The organism is Caballeronia sp. ATUFL_F1_KS39 (assembly GCF_023630985.1).
Classification (GTDB): Bacteria; Pseudomonadota; Gammaproteobacteria; order Burkholderiales; family Burkholderiaceae; genus Caballeronia; species Caballeronia zhejiangensis.
In genome coordinates this window covers 1-11,624 of the sequence record NZ_JALQDZ010000012.1, presented here as the reverse complement: position 1 = coordinate 11,624, position 11,624 = coordinate 1, and the positions used below count along the sequence as shown (strand labels likewise).

Annotated in this window: 10 protein-coding genes; 7 read left to right on the top strand and 3 right to left on the bottom strand. The window is 64.5% G+C overall.

Translation table 11 applies throughout. From position 1 onward, the window contains the following. Positions 1 to 14: 14 nt before the first annotated feature. Positions 15 to 2,351: a Tex family protein gene (locus tag NCR93_RS07790; RefSeq protein WP_008349400.1), complete on the bottom strand. Its 2,337-nt coding sequence runs from the start codon at positions 2,349 to 2,351 to the stop codon at positions 15 to 17. A 213-nt stretch (positions 2,352 to 2,564) separates the two neighbouring features. Between NCR93_RS07790 and NCR93_RS07785 the strand changes: the two genes are divergently transcribed. The 3 genes from NCR93_RS07785 to yoaA all read left to right on the top strand — a co-directional run bounded on the left by NCR93_RS07785 (position 2,565) and on the right by yoaA (position 6,000). Beyond that, on the top strand, positions 2,565 to 3,401 hold the full coding sequence (locus tag NCR93_RS07785) for a flotillin family protein (RefSeq protein ID WP_051996708.1): 837 nt from the start codon (positions 2,565 to 2,567) through the stop codon (positions 3,399 to 3,401). Between the two features lie 101 nt (positions 3,402 to 3,502). After that, positions 3,503 to 3,688 carry a DUF465 domain-containing protein gene (locus NCR93_RS07780; RefSeq protein ID WP_008349403.1) on the top strand — a complete coding sequence of 62 codons (186 nt, stop codon included), beginning with the start codon at positions 3,503 to 3,505 and terminating at the stop codon, positions 3,686 to 3,688. 83 nt (positions 3,689 to 3,771) lie between these two features. Next, positions 3,772 to 6,000, top strand: coding sequence for a DNA repair helicase YoaA (gene yoaA, locus NCR93_RS07775; RefSeq protein ID WP_250532197.1), 2,229 nt, complete (start codon positions 3,772 to 3,774; stop codon positions 5,998 to 6,000). Positions 6,001 to 6,077: 77 nt separating this feature from the next. Here the strand turns inward: yoaA and NCR93_RS07770 are convergent, their stop codons facing one another. Beyond that, positions 6,078 to 6,911, bottom strand: a complete 834-nt coding sequence (locus NCR93_RS07770) for an outer membrane protein assembly factor BamD (RefSeq protein WP_008349407.1) — start codon at positions 6,909 to 6,911, stop codon at positions 6,078 to 6,080. Positions 6,912 to 7,008: 97 nt separating this feature from the next. On the opposite strand from NCR93_RS07770, the gene NCR93_RS07765 reads away from it, so the two are divergent. Both NCR93_RS07765 and pgeF read left to right on the top strand, forming a co-directional pair. Continuing rightward, positions 7,009 to 8,172, top strand: a complete 1,164-nt coding sequence (locus NCR93_RS07765; RefSeq protein WP_081851903.1) for an RluA family pseudouridine synthase — start codon at positions 7,009 to 7,011, stop codon at positions 8,170 to 8,172. Next, positions 8,169 to 9,005, top strand: coding sequence for a peptidoglycan editing factor PgeF (pgeF, locus tag NCR93_RS07760; RefSeq protein ID WP_175982253.1), 837 nt, complete (start codon positions 8,169 to 8,171; stop codon positions 9,003 to 9,005). Before NCR93_RS07765 ends, pgeF begins: the two co-directional genes overlap by 4 nt. Before the next feature lie 478 nt (positions 9,006 to 9,483). Here pgeF and NCR93_RS07755 read toward each other — a convergent pair whose 3' ends face one another. Next, entirely contained in the window at positions 9,484 to 9,654 is a 171-nt protein-coding gene (locus NCR93_RS07755) for a hypothetical protein (RefSeq protein WP_239295302.1), read from the bottom strand. Here NCR93_RS07755 and phaC point away from each other — a divergent pair. Both phaC and NCR93_RS07745 read left to right on the top strand, forming a co-directional pair. Continuing rightward, complete coding sequence (phaC, locus tag NCR93_RS07750; protein WP_250532196.1) at positions 9,653 to 11,341, top strand: class I poly(R)-hydroxyalkanoic acid synthase; 1,689 nt, start codon at positions 9,653 to 9,655, stop codon at positions 11,339 to 11,341. The two genes, NCR93_RS07755 and phaC, sit on opposite strands and share 2 nt — an antisense overlap. Before the next feature lie 77 nt (positions 11,342 to 11,418). Further along, positions 11,419 to 11,624, top strand: a 206-nt coding sequence (locus NCR93_RS07745; RefSeq protein ID WP_502799847.1) for a thiolase family protein, incomplete at its 3' end; no start/stop codon positions are given.

The window sequence follows — 11,624 nt, the reverse complement described above, 5'->3', positions numbered from 1 at the left end:
GACGCCGTGAGGCTTTATCGTTTCAGTTTTGCGAACGCCGCTGCCATCGCGCCGGCCGGTTCCGGCTCGCGACGCTGTTGCGGACGCTGACCCGACCGACGATCCTGACCGCCGCCGCGCTGCGAACCCGCGCCGCCGCCCGCGCCCGATGAAGCCGGAGCGAAGTCGTCGTCCAGACGCATGGTGAGGGCGATGCGCTGGCGCTTCACGTCTACCTCCAGCACTTTCACCTTCACGACCTGACCGGCCTTCACGACTTCGTGCGGATCCTTGATGAACTTCGTTGACATCGCCGAAACGTGCACGAGGCCGTCCTGATGCACGCCGATATCCACGAACGCGCCGAACGCCGCCACGTTCGTCACTACGCCTTCGAGGATCATGCCCGGCACGAGATCCGAAATCTTCTCGATGCCTTCCTTGAACGTCGCCGTCTTGAACTCGGGGCGCGGATCGCGGCCCGGCTTTTCAAGCTCGGCGAGAATGTCGCGCACGGTCGGCAGGCCGAAACGATCGTCGACGAATTCGGTCGGCGAGAGACCGGTCAACGCTTCGCGCTTGCCGAGCACATCGCCGATATGCTTCTTGATCTTCGCGAGAATGCGCTCGACGACGGGATACGCTTCCGGGTGCACCGACGAGCGATCGAGCGGATTCTCGCCGTTGTTGATGCGCAGAAAACCGGCTGCCTGCTCGAAGGTCTTGTCGCCCAAACGCGGCACCTTCTTCAGATGCTCGCGCGACGGGAACGGCCCGTTGGCGTCGCGAAAATCGACGATATTGCGCGCGAGCGTCGCGTTCAGTCCCGACACGCGCGCGAGCAGCGCGACGGAGGCCGTGTTCGCATCGACGCCGACCGCGTTCACGCAATCCTCGACGACAGCATCGAGCGAACGCGCGAGTTCGCGCTGATTCACGTCGTGCTGATACTGGCCGACGCCGATCGCCTTGGGTTCGATCTTGACGAGCTCCGCGAGCGGATCCTGCAGACGCCGCGCGATGGAAACCGCGCCGCGCAACGAGACGTCGAGTTCCGGAAACTCCTTCGCGGCGAGTTCGGACGCCGAATACACCGACGCGCCCGCTTCCGACACGACGATCTTCTGCAGCTTCAGTTCCGGATGCTTCGCGATGAGTTCGCTCGCGAGCTTGTCGGTTTCGCGCGAGGCGGTGCCGTTACCGATCGAGATGAGTTCCGCTTGCGTGGCTTGCGCGATGCGCGCGAGCTTCGCGAGGGAGCCGTCCCAGTCGCGGCGCGGCTCGTGCGGATAGATGGTGTCGGTCGCGAGCAGCTTGCCGGTGCGATCGACGACCGCCACCTTCACGCCCGTACGCAGGCCCGGATCGAGGCCGATCACGGCCTTCGGACCCGCGGGCGCGGCGAGCAGCAAGTCCTTCAGATTGCGCGCGAACACGCGAATGGCTTCGTGCTCGGCTTCTTCGCGCAATTGCGTGAGCAGTTCGGTTTCGATATGCGGCTGAACCTTCACGCGCCAGCACCAGCGGCAGACGTCGGCGAGCCATTTGTCGGCGGCGCGTGAGCGGTTCACGATGCCGAAGTGGCCCGCGATCATCGCTTCGCACGGATGCGGAATCTGCGCGTCGAGTTCTTCGCCCAAGCCCAGCTTGACGCTCAGCACGCCTGCGTTGCGGCCACGGAACAGCGCGAGCGCGCGGTGCGACGGCACGGTGCGGATCGTTTCGCTGTAGTCGTAGTAGTCGCGGAATTTTTCGCCTTCCTCGCCTTCCTTGCCGTCCACCACCTTCGACATGACGAGTCCCTGATTGAACAGATGCTCGCGCAGCTTGCCGAGGATCTCGGCGGTTTCGCCGAACTGCTCGGAGAGGATGTCGCGCGCGCCGTCGAGCGCGGCTTTGGTATCGGCGACGCCTTTTTCCGCATCGACGAATTTCGCGGCTTCCGTTTGAGGATCGAGCGTGGGATCGGCGAGGAGCGCCTGCGCGAGCGGCTCGAGACCGGCTTCGCGGGCGATTTGCGCGCGCGTGCGCCGCTTGGGCTTGTACGGCAGATAGAGGTCTTCCAGCACCTGCTTGCTGTCGGCGCTTTCGATGGCGCCGCGCAGTTCGTCGGTGAGCTTGCCTTGCTCGTCGATGCTTTGCAGGATGGCCGCGCGGCGATCTTCGAGTTCGCGCAAGTAGAGCAGGCGCTCTTCGAGCGTGCGCAGTTGCGTGTCGTCGAGATTGCCGGTGACTTCCTTGCGATACCGGGCGATGAACGGGACAGTCGAGCCTTCGTCGAGAAGCTGCACGGCGGCGGCGACCTGGCGCGGCTGCACGGTGAGTTCGGTGGCAATGCGCTGTACGATCTTGAGTGCTACGGTTTCCGTCATGATTCTGCGCTGTCTGCGGCTCGCCGGCGAGATCCGCGCCGTGTGCGCGGCTTCGCGAAAGCGAGGCGCCGCGGGCGGGTGACGCTGTGACGAGCCAGGTTCGGACCGGGTTGCTGAAGCGGGGGATTTTGCCATAAATGGCGAAGCGCTCCGGCGTGCGGTGATAGAATTTGGGCATCGCACGAGCCGTTTTGCGCCTGATTCTTTATCACGTTGCCGTCCATCCATTTGCCCAACTTTCGCCTTCCAAACGTGCCGGTTGCCGCGGCGGTTTTGCTGCTTTGCGCAGCGGGCGCATTCGCGCCGCAGCGCGCGCTCGCTCAAGCCGCCAAGCCCGTCGATCCGGACACGTCCGTGAGTGCTCGTGCCCCGGATGCAGCGGCTCAGCCAAGCGCCGATGATTCCCTCCAAGCCGATTTCGCCCAGCGCCAGAAGGTGCTCGACCGGCGCACCGAGGAAAACAACTACCGCTACGGCGTGAAAGAGCACGACTGCTATAGCAAGTTCTTCGTGAATCATTGTCTGGACAACGCGCGCAACGAGATGCGCGAGACGCGCCAGCAAATCCGCCAGGAACAGCTCGCGCTCGACGACGAGCAGCGCGCCGAGCGGGCGAAGCAACGCGATCAGCAGAAGGCGATCAAGCGGGCGCAATACGAGGCCGAAGCGCCGCAGCGCGCGGCGAACGAGAAAGCGAGCCAGCAGGCCTACGAGGACAGGCAACGTCAGAACGCGCTGGCCGCCGCCCAGCGCGAAGCCGAAGCGCCGCAACGCGCGGCCAACCAGGCGGCGTACGACCGCAAGCAGGCGGACTACCAGAAGCAACTCGACGAAGCGCGCGCGCGCGGCGTGCAGGACGCGCAGGACCGCGAGCAAAAGGCGCAGCGCTACGAGCAGAAGCAGCAGGAAGCCGCGCAGCATCGCGCGGAAGTCGAAGCGCGTCAGAAAGAAGCCGCGAGAAAAGCGCAGGAAAAGGCGCAGCAGCAAGAGCAGCAGCGCCAGGAGCAATTGAAACTGCAGCAGCAGCAACAACAGCAGCAAGGTAAATAGGGCAGTCGGGCTCGTCGAACGGGCCCGCGCCAAGTGGATGAAAGGAGGCGAGCATGCAGCAGCGCTTTAGTGAATCCCCGCACGCACCCCGACAACCCGCCATGGATGCCGCCCTGCTGCGCGATCGCATCGCGCAGTTGCAGGACGAGCATCACAGTCTGGACACGCTGATCGACAAGATGTCCGGCATCGACGACCTCGAGCTGAGGCGCCTGAAAAAGCGCAAGCTCAAGGTGAAAGACACCATTCTCCTGCTGCAATTGCAGCTTGACTCGGACGCGCACTGAACGCCGCGTGCCCGCCGCGAGCGCGTGCTGCGACGGCGCCTCGCGTGCGCGGCCGCGCCGAAACCCGCAGGATTTAGCACGCCTTGAACTCACCCGCACAACCCAGTGATGACGCGAACGCGCCGCTCGCGCTGACCGATAAACGCGGCGTCGAGCTGGACGCCATCTTTTCCGGGCAAGGTCTGCTCGCACGCGCGATCGACGGTTATCGGCCGCGTGCATCGCAGATCGAAATGGCGCGTTCCGTCGCCGCCGCGATGGAAGCGTCCGGCCGCGCAATGCCCGAGCCCGCGATGTTCGAGGCGCAGCGCCGCCCCGCGCGCAAGCTCGGCCCGTCCGACAAACCCTATGCGCCCGACGAGCAGCCGGCCGATGACATCGGCATCGCGACGGCGAAGGCGGCTATCGACGGCGGCGAGAACACGCTCATCGTCGAGGCGGGCACGGGCACCGGCAAGACCTACGCGTATCTCGTGCCGGCGATGCTGTGGGGCGGCAAGGTCATCGTGTCGACGGGCACGAAGCATCTGCAGGATCAGCTTTTTCAGCGCGACATTCCGACCGTGCGCGACGCGCTCGCCGTTCCGGTTTCGGTCGCGATGCTCAAAGGCCGCGCCAACTATCTGTGTCACTACTATCTGGAGCGCACCGCGGACAACGGCCGTCTACCGACGCGCCAGGACACGTCGCATCTACAGGAGATCGTCCGTTTCGCGAAGATCACGCGCACCGGCGACAAGGCCGAACTCGCGAGCGTGCCGGAGAATTCACCCGTCTGGCCGATGGTCACGTCCACGCGCGACAACTGTCTCGGTCAGGAATGCCCGCACTACAAGGAATGCTTCGTGATGCAGGCGCGCAAGGAGGCGCAGCAGGCGGACATCGTCGTGGTGAATCACCATCTGTTCTTCGCCGATGTGATGCTGCGCGACACCGGCATGGCCGAGCTTCTGCCGACGGCGAACACGATCATCTTCGACGAAGCGCATCAGTTGCCCGAAACCGCGACACTCTTCTTCGGCGAGACGCTTTCGACGACGCAACTGCTCGAACTCGCCCGCGATACCGTCGCCGAAGGTCTGTCGCACGCGCGTGACGCCGCCGACTGGACCAAGCTCGGCGCGGCGCTGGAGCGCGCCGCGCGCGACGTGCGGCTCGCGTTCAAGGAAGATTCGGTGCGTCTGTCGCTCGGCCAGTTGCCGGACGACCATCCGATCTTCGAGGCGCTCGACACGCTCGAGACGCATCTTTCGGCGCTTGCCGCGGCGCTGTCCTCGCATGCGGAACGTGCCGAATCGTTGCAGGCGCTGGTGCGCCGCGCGCGCGAGTTGCAGGATCTGCTCGCGGGCTGGACGACGCCGCCGACATCGCTCGAACGCGCCGTCGTCGCGGATGAGGACGTCGCGAAAGAGGCCGCGAAGGAAGAGCCGAACGAAATGGTGCGCTGGATCGAGGTGTTTTCGCACACGGTGCAGTTGCACGAAACGCCGCTTTCGGTCGCGCCGATCTTCGCGAAGCAGCGCGCAGGCGTGCCGCGCGCGTGGATTTTCACGTCCGCGACGCTCTCGGTGCGCGGCGACTTCACGCATTACGCGGCGCAGATGGGCCTCAACGCGCGCCGTTCGATGACGCTGCCGAGCCCGTTCGATTATCCGTCGCAAGGGCTTTTGTACGTGCCGCGCAATCTGCCGCAGCCGTCGTCGCCGCAATTCACCGATGCCGTCTTCGATGCCGCGCTGCCGGTGATCGAATCGGCGGGCGGCGGCGTGTTCGTGCTGTGCACGACGCTGCGCGCGGTCGACCGCATCGCCAATCGCATGCGCGATGTGATCGAGCGGCGCGGCTGGGACAATCCGCTGCTCGTGCAGGGCGATGCGAGCCGCACCGAACTGCTCGACCGTTTCCGCGCCTATGGCAACGCGATTCTGGTCGGCAGCCAGAGCTTCTGGGAAGGCGTCGATGTGCGCGGCGATGCGTTGTCGCTCGTCGTCATCGACAAGCTGCCGTTCGCGCCGCCCGACGATCCGGTGCTGGCCGCGCGCCTCGACGCGCTGACGAAGAAAGGTTTGAGCCCGTTCGCCGTGCATCAGTTGCCGCAGGCGGTCATCACGCTCAAGCAGGGCGCGGGGCGGCTGATTCGCGCGGAGACGGATCGCGGCGTGCTGATGATCTGCGACACGCGGCTCGTCGACAAGCCTTACGGCCGGCGCATCTGGCAAAGCCTGCCACCGTTCAAGCGCACGCGCGAGCTGGACGTGGTGCGCGAGTTTTTCAGCGATGCCGCGAAGTGGAAGACGGAACTGGCCGAATAAGCATCGGGTTCGCAATTCTCGTCGACATGAAAAAACGGCCGGTGATCAACCGGCCGTTTCGCTTTTTGCTTTCTGGACTACCAGATCTGATACCAAGGCTTGTCAGCGCCCGCGCGCCGCTTGCCGGTGACATACGGGCTGTCCGGGAACGTCGCTGCGAGCACGCGCTTGGTGTCGTCGGCGAGTTGCGGCTGATCGAGACGCTCGTACGACAGCATCATGATGTGCAGCGCGTCTTCGGTTGCCGGCGCGTTCTTGTACTCGCGAATGGCGAGCTGCGCGCGATTGATCGCGGCCACATACGCGCCACGGCGATAGTAATAATCGGCGGCGTGCACTTCATGCGATGCGAGCGCGTTCACGATATAGCGCATGCGCTGCGCGGCATCGGGCGCGTACTTGCTTTGCGGATACTTGTCGACGACGACCTTGAACGCGTCGTAGGACTCGCGCAGCGACTTCGGATCGCGCTCGCTCATGTCCTGACCCGAGAAGCGGCCGAAGAGGCCCAAGTCGTCGTTGAAGTGGATCATGCCCTTGAGATAGTACGCATACGCGATTTCGGGATGATCCGGGTGCAGCTTGATGAAACGGTCGATGGCCTGGTCGGCGTTGGCGGTTTCGCCGTCCTTCCAGTTGCAGTACGCGACGTTGATCTGCGCCTGCTGCGCGAAATGGCCGAACGGATCGCGGCCTTCGAGCCCTTCGAAATACTTCGCGCACTTGCCCCAGTCGCTGCCGGATAGCGCGTCCTGGGCCTCCGTATATAATTTGTTGTTATTCCATGTTGCCGTTTCGTCGGTCTTCTCGGGCAGGCCGTGACAGGCCGTGACGATGGCGACGCTCGCGGCCAGCGCCAGATACTTGATCGATTGACGCATCGAGAGATGAATGGTGTTGAAGGCTCGCATCAGTGCTTGCTGTTCCTGGCTGAATCTAGTTGATTCTTCGCTGTTCTAGCTGTTTTTCCGGCGCGGCTGTCCATCCATGCCGCCGAATCTCGTTCAAATGACCCGCTCAAGTACTCGTCGTACCAAAGACCAACTCAAAGATTATAGCCCATGCGCCACCCCCGACGACGCAGCGCAGGCCGATTCGGGCGGCGGCGCGGCTCGCGAAGCGCCCCGCACGGCCCGCGTGCCCGACGAGCTCGCGGGCGACCGGCTCGACAAGGTGCTCGCGAAAATCTTCCCCGAGTTCTCGCGCAGCCGGTTGCAGGGCTGGATCGAGGAAGGGCGCGTGCTGGTCGACGGCGCGGGCGCGAAAGTGCGCCAGCCCGTCCCGCTCGGCGCGACGATCACGCTCGTCCCCGACCTTCTGCCCGAGCAGCTCGCGTTCGCGCCGGAGCCGGTGCCGCTGCATATCGTCTATGAGGACGAGGCGCTCGTCGTCATCAACAAGCCCGCGGGCATGGTCGTGCATCCGGCCGCGGGCAACTGGAGCGGCACGCTGCTCAACGGCCTGCTGCATCGTTACGGCGATGCCGCCGCCGGGCTGCCGCGCGCGGGCATCGTGCATCGGCTGGACAAGGAAACGTCCGGGCTGATGGTCGTCGCGCGCACGCTCGAGGCGCAAACCGACCTCGTGCGGCAGTTGCAGGCGCGGACGGTGAAACGCCGCTACGTCGCGTTCGTGTGGGGCAACATGCCCGACGAAGGCACGATCGACGCGCCCATCGGCCGCGATCCGCGCGAGCGCACGCGCATGGCGGTGGTAAAGACTGCGTCGGGAAAGCCCGCGCGCACGCATTTCCGCACCATCGACCGCACGACGTGGCACGGCCAGCCCGTCAGCGCGATCCATTGCGATCTGGAAACCGGCCGGACGCATCAGATTCGCGTGCATTGCGCGCATATCCAGCATCCGCTGTTGGGCGACCCGGTGTACGGGCACGCGCGCGGCAAGCGGTCGGTCAAGCCGCTGCCCAACGAATTCGCGCGACAGGCGCTGCACGCGTGGCGCCTCGGCTTGATCCATCCCGCGACGGGCAAGGAAGTGCACTGGCGCGCGGACGTTCCCGAAGACATCGCGACGCTCGCCGCGGAGCTCGGCTTCGGACAGGACGAAGAAGTCGAGTTCGATGAGGACGACGATTTCGCCGAAGTCTATGAAATGGGCGAAGGCGAAGAAGGCGACTGGGACGACGAAGATTACGAGGACGACGAAGCATGACGCGCGACGCTGCCGATTTGCCATCGAAAGACTGTCTCTGGCCGCAATGGAACGTGTCGCCGCGCGTGCGGGCATTCGTCACGACGCGTAATGGCGGCGTGAGCGATGCGCCTTATGGCGGCGGCGAGCCCGGCGCGGGCGGCCTCAATCTCGGTTTTTCCACGGGCGATGCGCCTGACGCGGTGAAGGAAAATCGCCGCCGCGCGCTCGCGTTGACGGGTTCGCGCGAAGCCGCGTGGCTCGAGCAGATCCACGGCACGGAAGTCGTGGAGGCGGGCGCCGTCATCGAGCGCCTCGCACAGGGCGAGCGCACGCGCGCCGACGCCAGCGTGACGGATCGCGCGGGCGTCGTGTGCGTCGTGATGACGGCCGATTGTCTCCCGGTGCTGTTTTGCGACGACGACGGCCGCGCGGTCGGCGCCGCGCACGCGGGTTGGCGCGGTCTCGCGGGCGGCATCATCGAAAAGACGGGCGAGCGCGTCGCGTCGCTCGCGGGCGTGCCGGCCTCGTCGCTCAACGCGTTTCTCGGGCCGGCCATCGGGCCGCAGGCGTTCGAAGTGGGCGAAGACGTGCTCGACGCCTTCATCGCGGCGTCGCAAGAGGATCGCCGCGACGCGACGAGCGCCGCGTTCCGTCCCGTCGGCGGCGCACCGGCGAAGTATTTCGCCGATATCTACGCGCTCGCGCGTATGCGTCTTGCCGATCTAGGCATCGATGCCGCGCGCGTTCACGGCGGCACGCATTGCACCGTCACGGAAAAAGAGCGCTTTTATTCATATCGACGCGATCGCGTGACGGGCCGCATGGCCGCAATGATCTGGCTCAATGAATGACCATTGTCATTAGTGTTGGAACATACCCAACTATCGTTTCTTGCCTATGACGAAACCCCTTGCGAACGCAACATTTCGCATGGGGGAAAACGATAATTAAAAAAATATCGCACTGCGGCAAAATCGGGACGAAGCATTGACATGCCTGACATCCTAGAGCAAGAATGTTCCTGGAATTCAATCAATCGGGCACGGCGTAGCAAGGCTCAGACTTGCCACGCGCATAAGGCGCACCAACACTTGCGCGCTGGTCGAGGAAAGCCCGGCGATGCCTGCATCAGCAATCCAAGTCTTCCGAGACTCACAGGTCAATAGCGGGTATGGCTTCCAAATCTACTTCCTCATCTTCCCGCTCCCGTACCGCCGACAGCACCTCGGCAGAAGCATCCGCCGAAACGACTGGCGTACAGCAGGCGTTCGATCAATGGCTGAACGCGTGGCGCAGCGTCGCCGATCCCGCGCAGTGGTCGAAATTCACTCAGCAGACGAATAGCGCGAATGATGCGGCCGCGGCGGCGGCATTGCCGTTCGCTGCTTTCAGTGCATTCGCCAACGGATTTCCGAACGGATTTCCGTCGACGGCATTCCCGTCGTTTCCGATGTCCGGCGCCATGCCGCAGATGCCCGATTTCACGAAGATGAACGGCATGGCGGAATTCGCCAAGCTCGCGAGCAGCATGCCGGGCTTCGGCGCGGCGATGCAGGGGTTGCCCACGTTGCCGAAGATTCCGACCGCCGCGATCGCGCCCGAGCGTCTGCACGAGTTGCAGAGCAACTATTCGCGCGATGCCGCCGAGTTGCTCAAGCAGGCGGGCGCGCAGAGCATCGATCCGTCGGCGCTGAAGGATCGTCGCTTCACCGACACCGCATGGCAATCCACGCCGGCATATGCGTTCACCGCCGCGTGGTATCTGCTGAACGCGCGCTATCTGCAGGAACTCGCCGACGCCGTGCAGAGCGATCCGAAGACGCGCGAGCGCATCCGCTTCACGGTGCAGCAGTGGGCGGCCGCGGCCCCGCCGAGCAACTTCCTCGCGCTCAATCCCGACGCGCAGAAGACGCTCATCGAAAGCAAGGGCGAGAGCCTGCGTCAGGGCATGTTGAACCTGCTCGCCGACATGCAGCGCGGCAAGATTTCGCAGTCGGACGAATCGCGCTTTCTCGTCGGCAAGAACATCGCATCGACGGAAGGCTCGGTCGTGTACGAGAACGAACTCGTGCAACTGATCCAGTACAAGCCGCTCGCGCCGAAGGTGTATGCGCGCCCGCTTCTGATCGTGCCGCCTTGCATCAACAAGTTCTACATTCTCGATCTGTCGCCGGAAAGCTCGCTCGTGCGCTATGCGCTCGAAGAAGGGCATCAGGTGTTCATCCTGTCGTGGCGCAACGCGGATCAGTCGATCGCGCACAAGACGTGGGACGACTACGTCGAGCAAGGCGTGCTGGAGACGATCGGCGTCGTGCAGGAGATCACGGGCGAAGACAAGATCAACACGCTTGGTTTCTGCATCGGCGGGACGCTTCTCGCGACCGCGCTCGCGGTGGCGGCGGCGCGCGGCGAGGAACCGGCCGCATCGATGACATTGCTCACCTCGATGCTCGACTTCTCGGATACCGGCGTGCTCGACGTGTTCGTCGACGAGGCGCACGTGCAGATGCGCGAGCAGGCGATCGGCGGCAAGAACGGCGCGCCAGCCGGTCTCATGCGCGGCATCGAGTTCGCGAATACGTTCTCGTATCTGCGACCGAACGATCTGGTGTGGAATTACGTCGTCGATAACTATCTCAAGGGCCGCACGCCGCAAGCGTTCGATCTGCTCTTCTGGAACAGCGATTCGACGAACCTGCCCGGCCCGATGTGCGTCTGGTATCTGCGCAACACGTATCTCGAGAACAAGCTGAAGACGCCGAATGCGCTGAAGGTGTGCGGCGAGCCGGTCGACCTGTCGCGTCTCACGGTGCCGACCTTCATCTACGGCTCGCGCGAAGATCACATCGTGCCGTGGAAATCGGCCTATGCCTCCGCGCCGATTCTCTCCGGACCGCAGACCTTCGTGCTCGGCGCGTCGGGGCATATCGCGGGCGTGATCAATCCGCCGTCGAAGAACAAGCGCAGCTTCTGGATGATCGACAGCAACGACGGGCATCTGCCCGAGAACCCCGACGCGTGGTTCGATGCCGCCGCCGAGCATCCCGGAAGCTGGTGGCCGACCTGGTCGAAGTGGCTCGCCGCGAACGCGGGCGAGCAGGTCAAGGCGGGCGCGGCGCAGGGATCGAAGACTTACCCGGTGATCGAGGCCGCACCCGGCCGTTACGTGCTGGAACGCGACTTCTGAGCGGCGCGTGACCGTGCGCGCGAGCGCATGGAACCGTTCGTAGCCGCATTAACATTCGATGCCAAGAGGAAACTGAAATGACTGACGTAGTGATCGTATCGGCCGCGCGTACGGCGGTAGGCAAATTCGGCGGCTCGCTCGCGAAAATCGCAGCGCCGGAACTCGGCGCGACGGTCATCAAGGCCGTGCTGGAGCGCGCGGGCGTGAAGCCGGATCAGGTGAGCGAAGTGATCCTGGGCCAAGTGCTCGCGGCCGGTTCGGGCCAGAATCCGGCGCGCCAGTC